Below are 20,868 nucleotides of genomic sequence, written 5' to 3' on the forward strand. Positions count from 1 at the left end.
TATCATCTATTATATTTAGCTACAGTTCGGCACGGTATTTCCTACCTTTGTGGTATATAAATAATGAACCTATGAAAAACGCAAGTATTATTGGATTAAAAGAAGCCGATTGCAAGAAAATTGCAGAAAAATTAAATGTCCTTCTGGCTAACTATTCTGTCTTTTATCAAAACACAAGAGGCTCTCACTGGAACATCAAAGGTGAACAGTTTTTCACATTGCATCCAAAATTTGAGGAGCTTTACAACAGTTTAGTCCTTAAAATAGATGAAATTGCAGAAAGAATTTTAACATTAGGAGCAACACCTGCACATAATTATTCTGATTATCTGAAAGTTGCAACCATTAAAGAAAGCCAGGAAGTAAGCGACGGAACCAAAAGTGTGGAAATCATTTTAAACTCTTTTAAAGTGGTTATCGATCTTCAAAGAGAACTATTGGACATCACCGACAAAGCAGGAGACGAAGGTACTAACTCTCAAATGAGCGATTACATCACTGAACAAGAGAAAGAAGTCTGGATGTACAACTCTTATCTTGGAAAGTAAACATAAAAAATTATCCTAAAAAATTAAAAAAATCACCTTACATTTAGGTGATTTTATTTTTATTAATTAAATTTGCGTACAAAATACACAATTATGCACAACATTCGATTAAACTCCATTTTAGATAATGATTTCTATAAAATAACCATGCAAAATGCTGTGGTAAAATTATTCCCAAGCTCTATTGTAAAATACGAATTCATCAACAGAGGAAAACATCAGTTTCCTGAAGGCTTTGATGTTGCTTTAAGAGAAACTGTTAATAAAATGGCTGAACTTAAATTAACAAAGGACGAAAAAAAGTTCATGGCAAAAACCTGTCCTTACATCGACCTTCCCTATCTGGATTTTCTTGAAGGCTATCATTATGACCCTTCCGAAGTAAAAATAGTTCAGACCGGAAGCGATCTTTCTGTAACGGTAGAAGGTCTTTGGTACAGAACGATTCTTTGGGAAGTTCCATTATTGGCTTTAATCAGCGAACTTCATTATGAAATGAATCACATGGAAAGAGATTCCAATGAAGTGGTAATGAGCAAAACTCTGGAAAAAGCTGATGCATTAGGAAACTTAGGAGTCAATTTTGCAGAATTTGGGACAAGAAGAAGACATTCTTATAAAGTACAGAATCTTGTAATGGAAGCATTGACCCAAAAGAAAGATTCAACATTTATCGGAAGTTCAAATGTACATTTCGCCATGAAATACGGAGTAAAACCTATTGGAACTCACGCTCACGAATGGTTCATGTTCCACGCTGCTGAATATGGCTTTAAAATGGCTAACGAATTAGCTTTGGAACACTGGGTAGATGTCTACAGAGGAGATTTAGGAGTTGCACTTTCTGACACCTATACAACTGATGTTTTCTTCCAGCAATTCGATAAAAAATTTGCAAAACTTTTCGATGGTGTTCGTCATGACAGTGGTGATCCCCTGGAATTTGCAGATAAAACAATTGCTCATTACCAAAAACACGGAATCAATCCATTATTTAAATACATCATTTTCTCCGATGCTTTAAACTTGGAAAAAGTAGAAGAAATTACCAATTATTGCAGAGGAAAAATCGGAATATCTTTCGGAATCGGAACCAATTTAACGAATGATGTAGGTTTAAAACCAATGAATATCGTCATGAAACTGATCGGAGTTCAGGCTCCTAATCAAGAATGGATTCCAACAGTAAAACTTTCTGACGAGCACGGAAAATACACTGGAGATCCTAAAATGATTGAATTGGCAAAAGAATTTTTGAGAATTAATGATTAAAAAGTTGCAAGCTACTATTTAATGAGGGTTAAACATTCAATTGTTATACTACTGCTACTTCTCTCCTGCAACAAGAGTGACTATAAACTTAATAAGTTTACAGAAATTAATGTTTATAACGAGGAGCAGATTAATAATTTCATACAGTTTTTTATTAAAAATTTAAATGATAAAAATGATTTCTTATCAACCGCAGTAAATATGAAATTTTATGGTAGTAAACTTGAAAAAGCCCCACTTATATTAAACCCTGAAAGATGGATGACCACAAAGACACAACGGGATTCCTTAATAAATAATGATGACTGGATTTTTATAAAACAACAAGTAAATGATACAAGAGGGTATTCTATTCATCAAAAAAAATTCAAACAAAAGATTCTCAACTCTGATTCTCTGAAAAAAGAAAATTTAAAATTCAATCATTGGCAAAATAAAAAAGCAGATTCTCTGAAATTGAGAAATATACAAAAACTCAAAAGGTATATATCGCAGGAGATGCCTACAGAATATTATAACTACATTAAAAAGTCCACCCCTATTTTACATATCGACAAACCTATATTTTTAAAAAACAAAAACAGAGTTATTTTTTCCTATTACAGCTACACAGGGCCTTTAAGCGCATATAGTGAAATGGCTGTCTATGAATTTAAAAATGGAAAATGGTTTAAGATTAAAACCATCTCTACATCAATCAGCTAAAATTCAGAAATTTGCAAATCCATAATTAAAACTAACCATCCGAAACCAACTTAAAAATGAAAAAATCATTACTTTATCTTACAATTGCTTTTACGCTCACATCATGCATCACCTACACAAAAGGTCAAGACGGAAAAGACGGAAAACCGGGAGTGAGTGGAAAAAATGGAGATTCTAATAATTCAAAAACAAGTTTTAATCAAAATCTTGCAGATTCTTTAGGAGCTGATAAATACGGAATGAAAGCATACACGATTGTAATGCTAACAACTGGAACAACCAAAATAGAGGACAAAGCAAAGATAAGCGAACTAATGAAAGGACATTTATCCAATATAGAAAAACTAGCCGATGAAGGAAAAATTATTATAGCAGGACCGTTCAGAGAAGACAACAAACAGCATTTTGAAGGAATGTTCATCTTTAATACTAAATCAAAAGAAGAAGCCGAAAAATGGGTAAAAACGGATCCCGCAGTTCAGTCCGGAGTTTTTGGGTATGAGATTTTTCCATGGTATGGTTCGGCGGCATTACCAATGTATTTGAAGCATCATAAAGAGATTTCGAAAGAGAATCCGTAATCATGAAAATCTTCTCCACACTTTCTTTATTATTCATTTTATTAAACAGCTGCAAAAAGCAGCCTTCAGTTTTTAAAATTGAAATAAAGGATGCTAACAAGAATATTGTTGACGAGCTAAAGCAAATACATAATTTCGACCAACCAGGATTTCTATATGGCGATCAAAAATACGAAGTTTGGAAAAGCTGTTCAGGAGAATGGGGAGGAACGGTTTATTTTAAAAATAAACAAACCCAAGTCATTCATTATGCCATTGCAAGTTGTCCCGTTTCCGTAAACAAAATAGACGGAAAATACTATGTTTCCAATTCTTCAAATCATATGATCGGAAATTCTGACATTTTAGAAATTACTGATCCCGAAAAAATGGAAATAACCAAGAGTATCCCCGTTTATCATCCAGATATTATTACAAGAGAATATGAAGCAAAATCTCGTTTAGGAACAAAAAGAATAATCGATTCCAGCCAAGTAATCATTGCAACAAGTTTTGTTTATAACAAAAAACTTTACTCTATTCTTACTAACATCCAAGGGACTAAAACAACCGTATCTGAGTTACAAAACCACAAATTCAAAACAATAGCAGAACTTCCTGAAAAATTATTTTATTCCGAACCAATAATTATAAAAGAATCCGAAAACCATCAAAAACTTTATTTCCAAAATCCGAAAAGCGGAATTTTAGAAATAAAGAACAACATTTTGAAACTCACGTTTTACAATAAATAATCTTTGAAAAACTTTAAACCTCACAAATCCTGTGAGGTTTTATTATATTTATAAAAAACAAAAACCAACATGAAAACCATCGAAGAAGTTCTGAAAAAATTAGACGAGATCATTATCTGGTGCAAGGAAAATAAAAGTCCGGCAGGATATTTTGCGTGCACCTATAGAATTATGACCGCTCAGGTTTTGAAAGGAATTCAGCAGAAAAAATTTGAAGACAATATAAGAATGACCTTACTGGATCTTGCTTTTGCCCAAAGATATCTTGAAGCATGGGAAAATTATCAGAAAGGTAAAAAATGTACCAACGCATGGTATGTAGCTTTTGAAGCTGCAAAAAATAAAGACCTTCTCATTTTACAGCATATTTTCTTAGGCATGAATGCACATATCAATTTAGATCTGGGAATTTCTGCCGCTTCAATAATGCCATACAGAAAAATAAATCCTTTAAAAACGGACTTTGAAAACATCAATAATGTTATCGCTTCCATCAATCAAAAAGTTCAGGATTCTTTAAATAAAATTTGCTATCCTGTAGAATTGATCGATAAAATTTCAAACGGAAAAGACAACACCGTTTTAGACTTTGCAATTTCTAAAGCCAGAGATACTTCCTGGGCAACAGCAGTTATTGCTTCAAGCACTCCAAATTTTTTGAGAGACTCCGTTATTGGAATCGTAGATTATGCTGCAGCAAAAGTGGCAACCCAGATTGTAAATCCAAAAATTCTGACTCCCGCTATACTCAAAGAATTAAAAAAATGCGAAAGCAATGATATCGTGAAAAATATCGAAATACTGGCTTCAATAAAGAATGTTTAAATACATCCATTCGAAAATGGTGGAAGTTCTGGTGAAAAATTTTACGGTTTCCCATAAAAGAAATACACGTTCGTTTTTGTAATTTTGAAAAATGGAAATGAGTTATTTGATTATCGGATTTATTGTCGGAGGAATTTTAGGAGGTATTGTCCTGTATTTCATACTGAAATCATCTATGGTTTCCAGAACTTCTCTTGATGAACTCACTCGTCAAAACATTGAAACTGCTTCCGATCTGAAAAACTCAAATGAAAAAAATCAGGATCTTCAAACTCAGGTTTCGAAAGAAAAAGATTCCTATTTATTACTCAATGATCATTTTAACGATCTTAAAAATGAGTTTGCAAAAATATCTGCAGAATACACCTCTATCCAATCTCAGTTCGAAGATCAAAAAGCCATCCTTTTCAATCAGACTCATCAGATTGAAAAGCTTTTAATCGAGAAACAAGACCTTATTGCTAAAAATGCAGAACTTTCAGCATTGAATCAAAATCTTAAAACTTCTCTGGAAACCCAGAAAGAAGAAATTTCAAAAATACAGGAAGAAGGAAAACTTCAATTTGAGAATTTAGCCAATAAAATCCTTGAAGAAAAAAGCGCGAAATTCACCTCTTTAAATCAAACCCAGTTAAAAACAATTCTGGAACCTTTTCAGGAAAAAATAAATGAGCTCAAAAATAAGGTGAATGAAGCTTATGAAAAGGAAAATAAAGAACGCTTTTCTCTGGCTGAAAAAGTAAAAGAACTGGCTTTACTCAATCAGCAGATTTCTGAAGATGCCAAAAAACTGACAAAAGCATTAAAAGGGGAAAGTAAAACTCAGGGAAACTGGGGTGAAATGATTCTGGAAAGTATTTTAGAAAAATCCGGACTGGTAAAAGGCCGCGAATATTTTCTTGAACACGAGCTTCGAGATGAAGATAACAAAGCTCTTTTCTCCGAATTTTCGGGCAAAAAAATGCGTCCGGATGCCGTTGTAAAATATCCTGATGAAAGAAATGTCATTATCGATTCAAAAGTATCTTTAACGGCTTTTACAGAACTTGTAGATGAAACTGATGCGGAGATTTATCAGATAAAAATCAATCAGCATCTCGGCTCCATTAAAAACCACATTACCCAGTTAAGCCAGAAAGCATATGACGATTATGGTAAATCTTTAGATTTTGTGATGATGTTTATTCCTAGTGAACCGGCTTATATTGCGGCTATGCAAGCAGACCAGAATCTATGGAATTTCGCTTATGAAAAGAGAATATTGCTGCTAAATCCCAGTAATTTAATTACTTCTTTAAAACTTATTGCCGATCTTTGGAAAAGAGAGTACCAAAACAGAAATTCCATTGAAATCGCAGAACGCGGGGCAAAACTTTACGATAAATTCTCGAGCTTTGTAGAAAATCTTGAAAAAGTCGGTAAAAATATAGATCAGGCCAAGAATGTTTACAATGATGCATTCAAACAACTATATACAGGAAACGACAATCTGATTGTTCAGACTCAAAAACTTAAATCTTTAGGAATCAAAAACAAAAAAGAAATTCCACAAAGCCTGATCGACAATTCGCAACATCCATTAGAATCTTAAAACAATATGATAGAAAGTTTTCAAAACGAAAAGATAAAAAATCTCACCAAACTCATCACAGACAACCGTCACAGAAAAAAATCGAATGTTTTTGTTGTAGAAGGTGATCAGGAAAATGAAAGAGCTCAGCAATTCAATTTTGAGCCTGTGGAGTTTTATATCTGTGAAAGTATTTTCAAAGGAAAAACTCCTGCCGGAAAGATTCACTTTGTTAATGATAAAGTGTATGAAAAAATAGCATACAGAGGAAGCTCTGAAGGAATCATCGGTGTTTATAAAACTAAAAATGAAGATCTATTATCCTTTAAGCCAAAAGAAAACTCAACCATAATTATTGTAGAAGGAATAGAAAAACCGGGAAATTTAGGCGCAATACTAAGAAGCTGTGAAGCTTTCGGGATAGATGCATTGATTGTTTCTGACGGGAAAACCGACTTTTACAATCCCAATGTCATCCGTTCAAGTGTAGGTTGCTTATTCGGCATGAATGTATTTCAGTCGGAAAACGGAAAAACATTAGATTTCTTAGAAAAAAATCAATTCAACATCTACACAACCATTATGGATGAAACTGCTGAAAATCTCCCGAAAAGAGATTTCACGCAGAAGTCTGCCATTGTTTTCGGAACAGAACATTCCGGGTTAAGTGATTTTTGGTTGGGCAAAGGAAAGAATACCTTGATTCCCATGAGCGGAAGTATTGATTCTTTAAACCTGAGCAATGCAGTGGCAATTACCTGTTATGAGGCACTGAGACAAAAGATGATTTAAAAAACATCTTTACATTGAAAACAATAAAAAAACCGCTTCATAAATGAGGCGGTTCTTTTATCGTAAGATAAGTTAGAATTATTTCTTAACTTCTTCTTTTTTAACTTCAGTAGTTGTAGTCTTAACTGCAGTAGAATCACCAGCTTTAGCAGCAGTAGAATCTGTAGTTGGAGCAACAGCTGTAGAATCTGTAGTTGGAGCAACTGCAGTTGAATCTGTAGTTACAGCAGTAGAATCTGTAGTTTCAGTTGTAGCTTCACCTTTCTTACAAGCAACTAAAGAGATAGCAGCGATAGCAGCTACGAATAATGACTTTTTCATAATAAATTAAATTTAATTTTGTTAATATTGTTTTATAAAACTCTTTTCTGTTCTGTTATTTGAACAAGACAAAGGTAGAGCAGATAGAAAATTTGTGTATGAAAAATAATTGTAATACTTTTGTAAAACAATTTTACAAATAAACACAACTGAATTTCAATAACTTAATCATTTAAACATAAATTGACAGATTTAGATCTATTGCATTTTGAGCAGCTAAAAAAGGACGTACAAGCTCAATATCTGGAACAACACACCCCTTCTTTTGATGATATTTCAAAATGGAAGGGTATTGATATCATTTATTTCCAAGAAGATCTTCGTAAAAAAGCAAAAGGCAACATCAGCGAAAAGTCTTTTTACACTTACTTCAAAACTTCTCCCGTCACCAAATTACCGCGTATCGATATGCTCAATTTATTGAGTATTTATACGGGTTATGAGTCTTGGTACGAATTCAAAAAGCAACACCTTTTTGCCGGAGAATTACTCACAGAAGATGAAAATCTGGATGAAGAAGACCTTAAGGAATTGGAAAAAACGATCTCAGCGTCCCTTAATTTACCTAAAACAGAAAATTCAACAGAAAAAACGGAATTTAAAGTTCAAGAAAACATTGATTTACAAAAATCAAATACTGAAAATCAAATAGTTAATAAAAATTCAGAAAAACACCAAACTGCTGATATTGAGATTCAGAAACCTAAGAAAAATTTCGTCAAAAAGAATGCATGGGCAATCATTACCTCAATTTTGATTCTTATTACAGGGCTACTTGGATTTAAAGATACAATTTTTCAAAAAACATATACTTATTGTTTTACCGATGCTGATCGAGCTGTTTCTGTAATGAACACGATTGAGATCAAAGTGATCAAGGAAAATGAGTCTCCTATCCTTTATAAAATAAAGCCCGGTGAATGTTTTCGTTATTCCACTAAAGATAAAAATCTGAAATTACAGATATCCGCTCCTTTTTACGAAGATCTGGAGGTTAACAGGAGCCTAGAAAATGCTCCTGAAGAGGAAATGATAGAATTAAAGCCTGATGATTACAAAATGGCGGTCAATTATTTCTCTATAAAAGACGCCAATGGAAATCCTGAATTGCTGAAACAGAAACGTAAGCAGCTGGATAACCTTATCAGCAACAACGCCATTATATATCAGGTTTATGACAATGCAACCTATGGTATTGAAACTTTAGACAAACAAAAATACATCACTCTAGTAACCACCCCTACCACTTCTCTTAAAAACTTAAGTGTAATTGAGATGAAAAGAGAGAAAGGAAAAATAGTATCTATCAAATTTAAAATTGCTAATACAGATGAAAATAATAAATAACCTTTTAGTCTTGGCAGTAATGCTTTTCAGTTTAGCATCATGTAGCAAAAAAAACGCTGAAATAAGCGATTTAGATAAATTAAGAAACAGCAATAACAGAAAAACATATCCTGCTGTACAGATGGACAGCGCACAGGCTATCAACTTTATTACCAAACAGAAAGTTCAGGAATTACTGGATCTTTCCACCCTTTATCTTTCTGGAAATAAAGACACCGAAATTGATACTGTTATCTATTCTCAGATGGAAAGCTATTTCAATAAGCCGGATAGTCTTACCTTTAGAAGATTATTTAAAGAATTAGACAGCTTAAAGGTAAAAGCCGTAAAAGTGAACAATCTGGAAGTTTATAAAGATGTTCACAAGAAAGACACCTTGGATTTTGCAAAATTCAGTGTAGAATATTTTGACAATAAGAACAAATCTATTGGTGTTTTCGAGAAAAACGCACAGTATATTTTACAATCTGCACCCGTAAAGTTTAAAAAAGAGTTTAAGTTCTATTTCTTAAATTTTTATTCTAAGCCCTTACCAAAAGACAGCACATCGGTCGGAGTTACCAAATAGTCGAGCGGGATATCATTTTCCCAGACGTCATCGATATTTTCATCGGGGTTAAAATAATTAACTCCGATTTTTTTTACTTCTTTGGAAAGATTTTCGAAGAAACCATCATAAAAACCCTTTCCATACCCTACCCTGTTTCCCTTTTTATCACAATACAACAGAGGTGTGATCACATAATTAAAAAAATCTTCTCCGGAATCTTCATTAGAGGCAGGTTCAGGAATCCCCCAATTGCTGGTTTCAAAAACAGTATCGGGAAAAACTTCAATTGTAATCAATGTATCTGCGACAACTTTCGGCACAAAGACACGGATATTCTGCTCCAAAAAATAATCGATGAATAATTGGGTATCAATTTCCTTTCTTTCTAAAATAGGAATGAAAATATGAACCTTCTCCCCTTCTTCAGGTTTAAAGTAATTAATAAAATTTTCAAAGATCTTTTCAGATAACAAGAAAGCCTCATCAGTTGACAAGGCTTTTCTTTTTTGGGTATATTCTTTTCTAAGCTCGGCTTTTAACATTGTGTATGTATTTAAGCTTCTAAAATTTTATATAATTTGTCTGACAAACGAACTCTGAAAGGTAATTCAAAAGTGATCTGATCTCCAGCTTTCGCTGTATTGTTAAAATCTCCATTCACAAAAATCTGGGTAATGGTAATTTCCTGATCTCCTGTAGTTGGTCCTGAAATCAACACTTTATCTCCCACTGAAAGCTCTTTATTTTCAATTAGGAACTGAGCAATTTTTGATTTTGAATAATAATGCTCTGCCTTTCCGATTAATGTCTTCTTAACTTTTATTTTCTGACGAATATCTTTCGTTTCTGGTTTTGCTTTTGCCAAAGGCTCAGTTGATAGATCTCCTGAATTTTTAAACTTCAAGGCATCAGATTTTCCTTTTCTGAAAACTTTATTACCAACCTGTAATCCTTTTCTTAATTTTACCTGCTCATCCCAAGATAAATGAATGGTTTCAAGACATTCGGTAGAACAAGTATTTTCCATTGCGGCTTTACATTCATCACACTGAATAAACAACAAATGACAAGCATCATTGGCACAATTCGTATGATTGTCGCAAGGTTTTCCACATTGGTGACATTGTGAAATAATATCATCCGTGATTCTCTCTCCTAAACGATGATCGAATACAAAGTTCTTACCTATGAATTTACTTTTTATTCCTTCTTCTTTGATCTGACGGGTATATTCAATAATTCCGCCTTCCAATTGGAAAACATTTTTAAACCCTTGATGTTTAAAGTAGGCACTTGCTTTTTCACAACGAATCCCACCGGTACAATACATCAAAAGGTTTTTATCTTCTTTAAAATCCTGTAATTGATCGTTAATGATTGGCAAACTTTCTCTGAAATTTTCTACATCCGGAGTAATTGCTCCTTCAAAATGCCCTACTTCACTTTCATAGTGATTTCTAAAATCAACTACAATCGTATTTGGATCTTCAAGCATATCATTGAACTCCTGAGCTTTTAAATGAATTCCTTTATTGGTCACATCAAAAGTTTCATCATTCAAACCGTCTGCAACGATCTTATTTCTGACTTTGATGGTTAATTTTAAAAAAGAGTGATTATCCTGCTCAACGGCAACATTCAAACGAATGCCTTTCATAAAGTCATACACTTCCAACGTCTCGCGAAATGCGTCAAACTGATCCGCCGGAACACTCATCTGAGCATTAATTCCTTCATGAGCAACATAAATACGACCCAATGCATCTAGTGCATTCCAGGCTATAAATAAATCGTCGCGAAATTTTTTGGGATCTTGAATTTTGGCATACGCATAGAAAGACAATGTAAGACGTTCCTTACCAGCTTCATCAATAAGTTGAGCTCTTTCTTCTGCGCTTAAGGTGTTGTACAGTTGCATGCTATAAACGTTTTAAGTGAGAAAAATTTTTGCAAAGATAATCATTTTAAAATTAAGTGCCATTTTACGAAATGGTGATTAATATCAATCTCTTTTTATTGAGTAAAGACAAGTTTTGGAATGGAATTTTTATTATTAATGACTGAATTTAACTTTTAAATCTGTTTATTCGTCTTACAATAGGTCATATTGGCATTTAATAAAATTTTAAGATTAGTTAATAGTGACAAATAATTACCACATAACCGCTAAAATAATGTTATTGTAGTTAAATTTTAGTTAAAACTGAAACATTTAATACCAATTGCATACCTATTTAGCATTAAATTTGTTTACAATAAAACGAGAGAATAAATAACATAAATAATTAAGAAAGATATACAATGAAGAGTACTTTAAAAAAACTATTACCATTTGCAGTAGTAGGCGTTATGTCCGGAGCTACTACCGTTGGAGCATTACAATATTTCAATCATGATTCCAACAACGGAGACCAATCATATTTTACAAAATCAGCATCCAATGTTTCTTTTGCAGGAATGAATACCGGAGCAGTAGGTGAAGATTTCGTAAAAGCAGCGAAAACAACAGTTCCTGCTGTAGTTACCATTAAGAATTATCAATCAAGATCGACGAGCAGAGCTTCGGAACAGGATCTTTTTGACTTCTTCTTTGGTCCTCAGAATGGAAGAGGCCAGCAAAAACAGCAGCAACAAGCTCCTGACAATATGCCATCAGGAATGGGGTCCGGAGTGATCATTTCACCGGATGGTTATATTATTTCCAACAACCACGTGGTAGCGGGAGCAAATAAGCTTGAGGTGGTTTTAAGCAACAAAAAATCTTATATAGCAACATTAATTGGAACTGACCCTAATACAGATATTTCTTTATTAAAAATTGAAGAAAAAGGATTGCCTTATTTGAATTTTGCCAATTCTGACAATATCGATGTCGGACAATGGGTTCTTGCCGTCGGAAATCCGCTTGGATTAAATTCCACAGTAACTGCCGGTATCGTTTCTGCTAAAGGAAGAGGAATCGGAATTTTAAGTTCACAAGGAAAAGCAGCCAACCCGATCGAAAGTTTTATTCAGACAGATGCTGCAATTAATCCTGGAAATTCAGGAGGAGCTTTGGTGAATACTAATGGAGAACTTATCGGTATCAACTCGGCGATTCAGTCTACCACAGGCTATTATCAGGGGTACGGATTTGCAGTTCCTTCAAACTTAGCGAGAAAAATTGTTGAAGACATTAAGAAATTCGGTATTGTACAAAGAGGATTCCTTGGAGTAACCACCATAGATCTTTCAAACGATCAGCTAGTAGCTTCTTATAATAAAGATCAAAAAGCCAATATAAAAGTTGGATCCGGTATGTATGTTACAGGATTTGGAGAAAATAGTGGTGCAGAAGATGCAGGGATCAAAAAAGGAGATATCATCACCAAAATTGATACTTATACGATCACAGATTTCGCAGATCTTTCAGCTGCCATCGGAAGCAAAAGACCTGGTGACAAAGTACAGGTTACTTACTTAAGAAACGGTAAAGAAAATGTAACTACAGCTACACTTAGAGATCAGAAAGGAGGCACTTCCACAAGAACGAAAGCAGACCTTAGCGTTTCTGAAAAAATCGGAGCAGAATTTAAGCCATTAGACGAAAGATTCAAAACGGATTATGGATTAAATAGCGGAGTTATTGCAAACAATGTAACAGAAGGAGGTGAAATAGCGAAAATCGGAATTGTAGATAATTATATCGTCATTGAAATTAACGGGAAACCGGTAAACTCACAAAAAGATGTTGAGAAAATCCTTGATAAATATTCAGGAAATGTACAGGTGAAATTTGTGGATGCTTACGGACAAATCTACACAAGAGGTTTCAAAATGCCTTAATTGAAGAGCTAAACTTAAACTTCATACACAAAAAACGCTGCAGATTGCAGCGTTTTTTTTATTTAGATTTATTCATTTTTTCAGCAATTCTTTTTTTCTTACTTCGTTCATACAGCACTTCGACAATTTTTCCTCCAATCCAAGAGAATGGAAAAAAGGTCAGGAAAATTGAAATTTTATAAAATGTAGGATGATACGGAAAAATAACAACATCCAACATCGCTATAAACAGCATGATGAAACCGATAAGAATAGCATAAGCTACTTTAGCATATTTAACGATAATTGCTGTTGCCACCCCTCCTATCGTAGTTCCTAAACCGGAAATAAACAAAAGAAAACCGAAGAACGCTTCATTATCCTTCATGCTCTGAAGAAATCTCTGCCAATGCTCAAACGGAGCAAAAGCATCAAAAGTAACCCATTGAGGAAATACTCTTATCCCAAGAGTAATAATAAGCCCCGCAATACCGAGCCCTACAATAATCGCCAATGTATTTCTTAAAAAGTTCATTAATTCTTAATCCTGATGAGCAATCATAGAAATTTCGATATCAACATTCTTTGGCAAGCAAGAAACCTGAACGGTCTCACGAGCCGGATAGCTGTCTGCATCTAAGTAAGAAGCATAGATATCATTCATTACTGCAAAATCATCCATATTCTTAAGGAAAATAGTCGCTTTTACAACGTTTTTAAATGTCATTCCAGCTTCTGTAAGAATCGCTTCAAGGTTTTTCATTACTTGATGTGTTTCTTTTTCAATTCCTTCTACCAATTTACCAGTTGCAGGATCTACAGGGATCTGTCCGGAGATATACAAAACTCCATTAGCAAAGTTCGCTTGTGAGTAAGGTCCGATAGCTGCAGGTGCATTAACTGTGTTGATTATTTTTTTCATTAGAATTTATTTTGGGTGCAAATATAAAATTTATATTCTATTTCTCTTATCCAATATCATTTCTATCTTAGAAAGGTGCGTTTGGCTGTGTAAAGCTTCTGTCTTTATACTTCAATGCATCGCTTAAGATATTCGCTTTTATCCCGATAAAGAAGTCATATACTTTGTATCGTCCAAAAGGAACCCAGTTAAAATTAATGGTAAAACTTCGTTGATCTCTTGAAAAGCCAATACGCGTTAAAGCCAGATCTTTAGTTACCAAATCATAATGAGTACTTCCGGTAATATTCCAGTATGGAGTTAATTTAATACTTCCATCAAGTCCCAATGAAGCCATTTTAGTTGGTGTTCTTGATAACCCTTTTGAATATTGATAGTTTGTACTTACATTCAATGTCCAAGCCTGATCAAAATGAGCGTAATTATCGTCATCAAAATAATAGACCTCATTTCGGATCTCTCCTTTAGCCGGATATTTTTTAGGATAATCTACCTTCTCACCAAAAATTTCACTGCTTAAAGGATAAGACATCTGTACATTGAAACCCTGTAAACTAAAGTGACCAAACTCCTCAGTTCTTATTCCTGTATCTTCTCCCGGAGCAAATAAAATTCTATATGGGTCTAAAGATAAACTTGTATTTACAGTCAATTTGTTATTAAAAAAAGATGACTGCCCGTTTATGGTCATTATTGACCAAGGGTGGTCTTTTGCAGCAAAGTTATAATTTCCTGCAAAACTTAATGACTCAAACAATTTCACTTTTTTCACTCCTGTAGAATCACTTTTTGATTTCACCTTCATTTCAATATTGTTTCCAATATTAAAGTTAAGCGCACCTACCATTCCGGTAGTCGGAGATCCGATAATCCCGTTATTTTCAAAAATAGAATATGGAGTAAGAGCACCATTGGCAGCATAATAATTTTTATAATACCCGAATTTTGCATCTCCGAAATCCGGAGAATACGTAAATCCTATACTTGGGGTTATCATATGTCGTATCGCCTCAATAGTCGATCCTTTTTTAAAGTTTGCCTGACCGTATAAGGTAGTCTGAACACTTGCAGTAGTAGAGAATGTAGAATACCCTGCAATTTTTTTATTCATCTGATTGACTACTTCATTTTCAACAGGGTCATAATATTTAGTAAGTGTTTTTGTCGTTAAAGCATTATCAATATTAGCTCCTAAACTGAACGTAAAATATTTTGCAATCGTAGTATTCGTACCCAATGTAATATTATTTTTCACACCGGTTTGCAAATCATCCCACATTGCTTTTTTAAATAATTCGCCGCTGGTTGTCTGAACATAATTATTAAGATTCAAACTTGTATTCACGGTCATATTTTCAAGAAGGCCACTTCTCGTTCCCGTTTTTGACTTGAATAAATAAAACTGATTGATGGCCACGTTCATCTGAGGAAGTCGTAAATCCGAAAGTCCCGTCGCGAAGTTCTGAGAATAAGAAGCCGTTCCTGTAATGGTAACGGGTAATGTAAGAAATCTCTTGGTAAGCGTTAAGGTAGAGTTCTGTTGCGTTCTCAACACACTCTGATCCATTATATAATTATTGTTTACTGTATTATTATAGAATGTTTCACTCGTTGCATTAACAGAAGCAGAAAATGTTAAAAATGGATTTGCCTTTGTATCCTGTGTGTGGGTCCAAGCAATCCTATACGTTCCTGTTTCACTATAATTATCAAGTCCTTTTATTCCTCTAATGGTTTTTCCTATATCCGCCGAAAAGCTTCCCGAATATCTGTATTTTTTCAAATAATGCATTTCGGGGCGTAGAGTCCAGCTTCCTTTTGTATAAATATCTGCTAAAACTTTCAAGTCGAAATGCTCTCCGATAGGTTGGTAATATCCGATTCCATTTAAAAAGAATCCTACATCCTGTCGTTCCCCAAAACTCGGAATTAAAATCCCCGCCGATCTTTTAGAAGAGAAAGGAAGGATTGCAAAAGGCATAATCAAAGGAGTCGGAATCTCCTCAATATACATTCTGATTGGCCCTGTTACAATCTGGGAATTTGTTTTTGTTTTAATTAATTTAATATTGGAAGCCCTCATTTTATAATCGGGCAACGTATCTTTCTTTTGAAGAAAGAAAGCATCCGTCGTGTAATCTCCGTTCTTCATCGCAAATACACTGTCACTGTATTTCTTTGTCTTTTCTGCTATAATCACCCCTTCACTTTCTTCAGTACGCGCATTATAGGCAATAGCCTGCTTCGTTTTGGTATTATAACTAAATTCTGTGGTTTCGTATTTTTTTCCTCCTTGGTTGGTAATTACATTTTCTATAATCTTTCCGGAAGCATCCTGTTTTCCTCTTGCGTAAATCAGATTTCTGTTATGATCTATCGAGATATAATCTGCATCGATCTGCATATCCTGATATTTCACCTGAGCATTTCTCAGTAGATACGTCATTTTATTCTGAGGATCGCTGCGTTCTTCATCAGCTTTTGTTCTCAGAATATCATCTAAAGATTCTTTTTTTACAACAATGGTATCCTTTTGGATAATAGTATCATTAACCGCACTTTTAGGCAATTTTTCAGGTGTTTTTTGTGCTAAAAAATTGTTAAAAATTAGGATAATTAAAATTTGTAATATATTTTTGGAGACGGTTTTGGCCAATTTTATGTTATATAATTAAGGTTCAAAATTAATATAATTTTTAAAACTGTAAGATGTACAAACAAAATTTTAAAATAATTTTATCATTTCTTGCGATACTCCTTTTCAACTTTTCCTTTGCTCAAAAAAAATTCACCGTAGTCTTAGACGCTGGTCATGGCGGAGGAGATATAGGAGCTAACAGAAATTATTCCGACATAGGTCTTGTACAAGAAAAAGACATTACGCTCGGCGTCGTGCTTAAACTCGGGGCAATGCTTGAGAAAAATAAAGATTTCAAAGTCATTTACACCCGGAAGATTGATGAGTATCCTTCTTTAACGGACAGAACCAATATTGCCAACAGAAGCAAGGCAGATTTATTCATTTCTGTACATGTCAACTCATCTCCTAGTAAAACTGCTACCGCAAAAGGAACTGAAACTTTTGTACAAGGTCCTGCCCAAAACAGAGAAAACTTAGAAGTTGCCAAGCAGGAAAACAATGTGATCTATCTGGATGAAAAAGACAAGGAAACATTCTCATCTTACGATTCCTCATCACCGGAGTCATTAATTGCCCTAAAACTACAGCAGAGTAAATATCTTGAGAACAGTCTTATCCTGGGAACTTTTGTTGAAGATAATTTTGCTAAAACGGGAAGATATTCCCGCGGTGTAAAACAGGAAAACCTGCATATTTTAAGAAGAAGTGCCATGCCTTCTATCTTAGTCGAAACCGGCTTTGTCAACAATTATGATGATGCTGCTTTTTTATATTCCGAAAAAGGTCAGCTAGAAACGGCGGAAAATATCTACCAAGCAATCATTGATTACAAAAAAGCGGTTGACAGAAAAACTTCGTCCGGTGTCATCGTAAAAAAACCAGAGCCTGAAAAACCTGCTGAAGTAGCATTAAAAAATGATTTCAGAATACTGCTTATTACTTCTTCTGTAAAATACAATGACGGAGATCCTGCTTTAAAAGGACTTAATTATATTCTTACGATCAAAGAAGGCGGTATCTACAAATATTACTACAGTGTGACGAATATGGCCTCTACAAGAGATATCAATCTTAGAACCGCAAAAGATGCCGGATTTAAAAATGCATTCGCAGTCGGATTTATGCCTAATCAGAAGCTAAGTACAGGTTATTATACGATTGAGTTATACGTTGGGTCAGACAAGCTGAGCAGCAATTCATTTATTCTTCAGTCACTTAAAGATGTAGAGAGAAACAAATCCAATGGAGTTTTCTATTACACCTATGGGAAAGAGGATTCTTTAGAGGGTGCTATAGACCTTCAAAAGGATCTGGAGAAGAAAGGAATTAAGAATACTGTTATTCAGAAGGTTTACAAATAGATTAAAAAAATAATTTTGAAGTTTAAAAGTTTATTTATACTTTTGCAACCTCAAAATTTGGCCTATTCGTCTAGTGGTTAGGACTCAAGATTTTCATTCTTGCAACAGGGGTTCGATTCCCCTATAGGCTACCAAATTTAAGATATATATTAACTCGCGAGAGGATAAATTTAAAACCAAAAAATATTTTAAAAATTTTAAAAATAAATTTGGTAGATAAAAAAAAAGTTTATACTTTTGCACTCACATTTGAACGATATGGCAAATCATAAATCAGCATTAAAGAGAATTAGACAGAACGAAGTAAGAAAAGTTCGTAACAGATACTATCACAAGACTGCTAGAACAGCTATGAAAGTATTGAGAAATGAAGCAGATAAAGCTGTTGCTTCAGAACAATTGCCAAAAGTTATCGCTTTGTTGGATAAATTAGCTAAGAAAAATATTATCCACAAAAATAAAGCTGCTAACTTGAAAAGCAAATTAACTAAGCACGTTAATAAACTAGCTTAATAAGTATAGTTGGCCCGTTCGTCTATCGGTTAGGACCTCAGATTTTCATTCTGGTAAGAGGGGTTCGATTCCCCTACGGGCTACTAAAATTAATTACTACTAACCGAGTAATTGATATAAGAGTTGAAACTTATAAAAACAAAACACTAACCCTGTAATTCATTTTACAGTTTGGTAGATGGCCCGTTCGTCTATCGGTTAGGACCTCAGATTTTCATTCTGGTAAGAGGGGTTCGATTCCCCTACGGGCTACTTAAAAAGAGATTCATTTTTTGGATCTCTTTTTTTTATTTTCCTTAGTGAGTTAAAAAACGTCTATCACGAATGACATATATTTAACTTTGCTTCTGTTTATAAGACCTTTTATAATTAAAAATCAGTTTACTTATTCAGAGAAATTCATTTAGAATGTATACCTTTGTAATTCATCAGATGATATGATGTATTTTACAGTATGCAAATCCAAAGAAAAACATTAGCACAAGAAGTAGCAGATCGATTGACTGAAGGAATCATTAATAATGAATTCGCTGTTGGTGAAAAATTGCCTACCGAACCAGAATTAATGAAGATCTACGGTGTGGGTCGTTCAAGTATTCGTGAAGCGATCAAAATACTTTCGATTAAAGGAATATTGGATGTACATCAAGGCGTAGGAACTTTTGTTATTTCAAACACGATCCATGAATCTTTGGAATCACAGATGGATAAAGCAGAGATTCAAGATGTGCAGGAAGTCCGTTCTTTGCTGGATGCCAAGATTGCCGCTAAAGCAGCCCTAAACAGAAACGAAGAACAGTTGAGAAACATCAAAGTTTATTTGGACCAAAGAAATACACTGGCAACGGAAAATAGAGATTTAGAATGTTATCAGGCTGATATTAATTTTCACGTTGCTATTGCAGAAGCCTGTGGTAATATTCTTCTAAAAGAAATCTACACCATTGCAAGTTCGCATATCCTGAGATCATTTGAAAGCAGTCATAATGATACGGAATCTTTCATCATTTCGCAGGATGTTCACAAGCGCCTTTATTTAGCGATAGAAAACCAAAATGCGGAGGAAGCTGCATTGATCGCTCAGCAAATTGTTGACCGGATTTATTAAAAATTAACTTTTAACAAAATTCATCAGATGACCTGATGAATTATAAATTATTATGGAAAACAGTACCACAACAACCATTGACACGACTAAAATTGTCTACCCTATTTTATTTATGATTAGTTTTTCACATTTTTTGAATGACCTGATCCAATCTACAATTCCTTCACTCTACCCGATCATGAAAGGGGAATTTAATTTATCTTTTGCCCAAATCGGAATTATTACCTTAGTATTCCAACTTACGGCTTCAATTCTACAGCCGTTCATCGGAATTTATACTGATAAAAAACCAAATCCGAGATCATTGGCTATCGGAATGGGACTGTCTATGGCAGGATTGTTATTATTGGCAGCAGCACATCAGTATTATGTGATTTTGATCGCTGTCGGATTAATCGGAATGGGATCATCCGTTTTTCACCCTGAAGCATCAAGAGTGGCTCAATTGGCTTCCGGAGGGCAAAAAGGACTGGCTCAATCGATCTTTCAGGTGGGCGGAAATTCAGGAAGTGCTATTGGTCCTTTACTGGTGGCTTTAATTATACTTCCATTAGGCCAAGGTTATGTAGGGCTATTTGCCATCGCAGCATTTATAGGGATCATTGTATTGTGGAGAATCGGAAACTGGTACGCAGAAAGATTAAGTCTGAAAAAATCAGCAAAACATCCGAGTGATATTATCCATATCAATCTTTCTCGTAAAAAAGTTATTTTCTCAATCACTATCTTACTGGCGCTGGTTTTCTCAAAATATATTTATCTGGCATCAATGACGAATTATTTTACTTTCTTCCTGATCGATAAATTTCACATCTCAGTAAAAGATTCTCAACTGTACTTATTCATGTTTCTTGCAGCCGTTGCAGTCGGAACAATTTTAGGAGGAAAATTAGGAGACAAATACGGAAGAAAAAAAATCATCTGGATCTCAATCTTGGGAGCTGCTCCGTTCACGCTTTTTTTACCTTATCTATCCTTATTCTGGACGATTGCATTTGCCGTTATCATCGGATTGATTATTGCTTCGGCATTTTCTGCGATCCTCGTATTTGCAACAGATCTTTTACCTAATAAAATAGGATTGGTTGCCGGATTATTTTTCGGATTTATGTTTGGAATGGGTGGTATCGGTTCGGCGGTATTAGGTGCTGTTGCAGATGATACGAGCATTGAATATGTATTTAAAATCTGTGCATTTCTACCTTTAATGGGAATCATTACGGCATTTTTACCTAACCTTAAGAAATAAACCTTTTTAAACTCTTTATTTAACC

At 34.2% G+C, this 20,868-nt stretch carries 21 protein-coding genes and 3 tRNA genes; 18 read left to right on the plus strand and 6 right to left on the minus strand.

What is annotated here, in order from left to right:
• The first annotated feature begins 71 nt into the window (after window positions 1-71).
• The 8 genes from JI747_RS06220 (at window position 72) to JI747_RS06255 (ending at window position 7,027) form a co-directional block, all read left to right on the plus strand.
• Entirely contained in the window at window positions 72-548 is a 477-nt protein-coding gene (locus JI747_RS06220) for a Dps family protein (protein WP_225687026.1), read from the plus strand.
• Between the two features lie 93 nt (window positions 549-641).
• On the plus strand, window positions 642-1,820 hold the full coding sequence (gene pncB, locus JI747_RS06225; protein ID WP_225687027.1) for a nicotinate phosphoribosyltransferase: 1,179 nt from the start codon (window positions 642-644) through the stop codon (window positions 1,818-1,820).
• A 201-nt stretch (window positions 1,821-2,021) separates the two neighbouring features.
• Window positions 2,022-2,525, plus strand: coding sequence for a hypothetical protein (locus JI747_RS06230; RefSeq protein ID WP_225687028.1), 504 nt, complete (start codon window positions 2,022-2,024; stop codon window positions 2,523-2,525).
• 56 nt (window positions 2,526-2,581) lie between these two features.
• Window positions 2,582-3,106: a YciI family protein gene (locus JI747_RS06235; RefSeq protein ID WP_225687030.1), complete on the plus strand. Its 525-nt coding sequence runs from the start codon at window positions 2,582-2,584 to the stop codon at window positions 3,104-3,106.
• Window positions 3,107-3,108: 2 nt separating this feature from the next.
• Window positions 3,109-3,840 (plus strand): hypothetical protein, encoded by a 732-nt coding sequence (locus JI747_RS06240; RefSeq protein ID WP_225687031.1) that lies wholly within the window; start codon window positions 3,109-3,111, stop codon window positions 3,838-3,840.
• Window positions 3,841-3,909: 69 nt separating this feature from the next.
• Window positions 3,910-4,665, plus strand: coding sequence for a DUF5995 family protein (locus tag JI747_RS06245; RefSeq protein WP_225687032.1), 756 nt, complete (start codon window positions 3,910-3,912; stop codon window positions 4,663-4,665).
• 91 nt (window positions 4,666-4,756) lie between these two features.
• On the plus strand, window positions 4,757-6,256 hold the full coding sequence (gene rmuC, locus JI747_RS06250) for a DNA recombination protein RmuC (protein WP_225687033.1): 1,500 nt from the start codon (window positions 4,757-4,759) through the stop codon (window positions 6,254-6,256).
• A 6-nt stretch (window positions 6,257-6,262) separates the two neighbouring features.
• Window positions 6,263-7,027, plus strand: coding sequence for a TrmH family RNA methyltransferase (locus JI747_RS06255; RefSeq protein WP_225687034.1), 765 nt, complete (start codon window positions 6,263-6,265; stop codon window positions 7,025-7,027).
• A gap of 78 nt (window positions 7,028-7,105) precedes the next feature.
• Here JI747_RS06255 and JI747_RS06260 read toward each other — a convergent pair whose 3' ends face one another.
• On the minus strand, window positions 7,106-7,348 hold the full coding sequence (locus JI747_RS06260) for a hypothetical protein (protein ID WP_225687035.1): 243 nt from the start codon (window positions 7,346-7,348) through the stop codon (window positions 7,106-7,108).
• 183 nt (window positions 7,349-7,531) lie between these two features.
• Here JI747_RS06260 and JI747_RS06265 point away from each other — a divergent pair, with 183 nt between their 5' ends.
• The gene (locus JI747_RS06265; RefSeq protein ID WP_225687036.1) at window positions 7,532-8,695 is read left to right on the plus strand and encodes a hypothetical protein; all 1,164 of its coding nucleotides are present in this window, start codon (window positions 7,532-7,534) and stop codon (window positions 8,693-8,695) included.
• Complete coding sequence (locus tag JI747_RS06270) at window positions 8,679-9,263, plus strand: hypothetical protein (RefSeq protein ID WP_225687038.1); 585 nt, start codon at window positions 8,679-8,681, stop codon at window positions 9,261-9,263. Before JI747_RS06265 ends, JI747_RS06270 begins: the two co-directional genes overlap by 17 nt.
• On the opposite strand, the gene JI747_RS06275 is transcribed toward JI747_RS06270, so the two are convergent.
• A complete protein-coding gene (locus JI747_RS06275; protein ID WP_225687040.1) occupies window positions 9,212-9,787 on the minus strand; it encodes a 5-formyltetrahydrofolate cyclo-ligase in 576 nt (191 codons plus the stop codon). The two genes, JI747_RS06270 and JI747_RS06275, sit on opposite strands and share 52 nt — an antisense overlap.
• Before the next feature lie 11 nt (window positions 9,788-9,798).
• The gene (gene trhO, locus JI747_RS06280) at window positions 9,799-11,163 is read right to left on the minus strand and encodes an oxygen-dependent tRNA uridine(34) hydroxylase TrhO (protein ID WP_225687041.1); all 1,365 of its coding nucleotides are present in this window, start codon (window positions 11,161-11,163) and stop codon (window positions 9,799-9,801) included.
• 383 nt (window positions 11,164-11,546) lie between these two features.
• On the opposite strand from trhO, the gene JI747_RS06285 reads away from it, so the two are divergent.
• Complete coding sequence (locus tag JI747_RS06285; RefSeq protein WP_225687042.1) at window positions 11,547-13,070, plus strand: trypsin-like peptidase domain-containing protein; 1,524 nt, start codon at window positions 11,547-11,549, stop codon at window positions 13,068-13,070.
• A gap of 58 nt (window positions 13,071-13,128) precedes the next feature.
• On the opposite strand, the gene JI747_RS06290 is transcribed toward JI747_RS06285, so the two are convergent.
• The 3 genes from JI747_RS06290 to JI747_RS06300 all read right to left on the minus strand — a co-directional run bounded on the left by JI747_RS06290 (window position 13,129) and on the right by JI747_RS06300 (window position 16,627).
• Window positions 13,129-13,584: a hypothetical protein gene (locus JI747_RS06290; RefSeq protein ID WP_225687043.1), complete on the minus strand. Its 456-nt coding sequence runs from the start codon at window positions 13,582-13,584 to the stop codon at window positions 13,129-13,131.
• 6 nt (window positions 13,585-13,590) lie between these two features.
• Window positions 13,591-13,971: a RidA family protein gene (locus tag JI747_RS06295; RefSeq protein ID WP_100377224.1), complete on the minus strand. Its 381-nt coding sequence runs from the start codon at window positions 13,969-13,971 to the stop codon at window positions 13,591-13,593.
• 67 nt (window positions 13,972-14,038) lie between these two features.
• Window positions 14,039-16,627: a putative LPS assembly protein LptD gene (locus tag JI747_RS06300; protein WP_225687044.1), complete on the minus strand. Its 2,589-nt coding sequence runs from the start codon at window positions 16,625-16,627 to the stop codon at window positions 14,039-14,041.
• 53 nt (window positions 16,628-16,680) lie between these two features.
• Here JI747_RS06300 and JI747_RS06305 point away from each other — a divergent pair, with 53 nt between their 5' ends.
• The 7 genes from JI747_RS06305 to JI747_RS06335 all read left to right on the plus strand — a co-directional run bounded on the left by JI747_RS06305 (window position 16,681) and on the right by JI747_RS06335 (window position 20,843).
• Window positions 16,681-17,973, plus strand: coding sequence for an N-acetylmuramoyl-L-alanine amidase family protein (locus JI747_RS06305; RefSeq protein ID WP_225687045.1), 1,293 nt, complete (start codon window positions 16,681-16,683; stop codon window positions 17,971-17,973).
• 59 nt (window positions 17,974-18,032) lie between these two features.
• Window positions 18,033-18,107: transfer RNA gene (locus JI747_RS06310), tRNA-Glu, on the plus strand.
• A 124-nt stretch (window positions 18,108-18,231) separates the two neighbouring features.
• Window positions 18,232-18,486: a 30S ribosomal protein S20 gene (rpsT, locus tag JI747_RS06315; RefSeq protein WP_225687046.1), complete on the plus strand. Its 255-nt coding sequence runs from the start codon at window positions 18,232-18,234 to the stop codon at window positions 18,484-18,486.
• 11 nt (window positions 18,487-18,497) lie between these two features.
• Window positions 18,498-18,569, plus strand: a tRNA-Glu gene (locus tag JI747_RS06320).
• 97 nt (window positions 18,570-18,666) lie between these two features.
• A tRNA-Glu gene (locus JI747_RS06325) sits at window positions 18,667-18,738 on the plus strand.
• 202 nt (window positions 18,739-18,940) lie between these two features.
• Entirely contained in the window at window positions 18,941-19,594 is a 654-nt protein-coding gene (locus JI747_RS06330) for a FadR/GntR family transcriptional regulator (RefSeq protein ID WP_225687048.1), read from the plus strand.
• Window positions 19,595-19,646: 52 nt separating this feature from the next.
• Window positions 19,647-20,843 carry an MFS transporter gene (locus JI747_RS06335; protein WP_225687050.1) on the plus strand — a complete coding sequence of 399 codons (1,197 nt, stop codon included), beginning with the start codon at window positions 19,647-19,649 and terminating at the stop codon, window positions 20,841-20,843.
• The last annotated feature ends 25 nt before the right edge of the window (window positions 20,844-20,868 follow it).

It is taken from the genome of Chryseobacterium tagetis (assembly GCF_016735585.2).
Lineage (GTDB): Bacteria > Bacteroidota > Bacteroidia > Flavobacteriales > Weeksellaceae > Chryseobacterium > Chryseobacterium tagetis.

Coding starts and splice junctions, on each gene's coding strand:
- JI747_RS06275 (WP_225687040.1), bottom strand. CDS start 9,787: ATGTTAAAAGCCGAGCTTAGAAAAGAATATACCCAAAAAAGAAAAGCC.
- JI747_RS06245 (WP_225687032.1), top strand. CDS start 3,910: ATGAAAACCATCGAAGAAGTTCTGAAAAAATTAGACGAGATCATTATC.
- JI747_RS06260 (WP_225687035.1), bottom strand. CDS start 7,348: ATGAAAAAGTCATTATTCGTAGCTGCTATCGCTGCTATCTCTTTAGTT.
- JI747_RS06330 (WP_225687048.1), top strand. CDS start 18,941: ATGCAAATCCAAAGAAAAACATTAGCACAAGAAGTAGCAGATCGATTG.
- JI747_RS06305 (WP_225687045.1), top strand. CDS start 16,681: ATGTACAAACAAAATTTTAAAATAATTTTATCATTTCTTGCGATACTC.
- JI747_RS06230 (WP_225687028.1), top strand. CDS start 2,022: ATGAAATTTTATGGTAGTAAACTTGAAAAAGCCCCACTTATATTAAAC.
- JI747_RS06285 (WP_225687042.1), top strand. CDS start 11,547: ATGAAGAGTACTTTAAAAAAACTATTACCATTTGCAGTAGTAGGCGTT.
- JI747_RS06220 (WP_225687026.1), top strand. CDS start 72: ATGAAAAACGCAAGTATTATTGGATTAAAAGAAGCCGATTGCAAGAAA.
- rpsT (WP_225687046.1), top strand. CDS start 18,232: ATGGCAAATCATAAATCAGCATTAAAGAGAATTAGACAGAACGAAGTA.
- JI747_RS06255 (WP_225687034.1), top strand. CDS start 6,263: ATGATAGAAAGTTTTCAAAACGAAAAGATAAAAAATCTCACCAAACTC.
- pncB (WP_225687027.1), top strand. CDS start 642: ATGCACAACATTCGATTAAACTCCATTTTAGATAATGATTTCTATAAA.
- JI747_RS06240 (WP_225687031.1), top strand. CDS start 3,109: ATGAAAATCTTCTCCACACTTTCTTTATTATTCATTTTATTAAACAGC.
- JI747_RS06335 (WP_225687050.1), top strand. CDS start 19,647: ATGGAAAACAGTACCACAACAACCATTGACACGACTAAAATTGTCTAC.
- rmuC (WP_225687033.1), top strand. CDS start 4,757: ATGGAAATGAGTTATTTGATTATCGGATTTATTGTCGGAGGAATTTTA.
- JI747_RS06235 (WP_225687030.1), top strand. CDS start 2,582: ATGAAAAAATCATTACTTTATCTTACAATTGCTTTTACGCTCACATCA.
- JI747_RS06295 (WP_100377224.1), bottom strand. CDS start 13,971: ATGAAAAAAATAATCAACACAGTTAATGCACCTGCAGCTATCGGACCT.
- trhO (WP_225687041.1), bottom strand. CDS start 11,163: ATGCAACTGTACAACACCTTAAGCGCAGAAGAAAGAGCTCAACTTATT.
- JI747_RS06290 (WP_225687043.1), bottom strand. CDS start 13,584: ATGAACTTTTTAAGAAATACATTGGCGATTATTGTAGGGCTCGGTATT.
- JI747_RS06270 (WP_225687038.1), top strand. CDS start 8,679: ATGAAAATAATAAATAACCTTTTAGTCTTGGCAGTAATGCTTTTCAGT.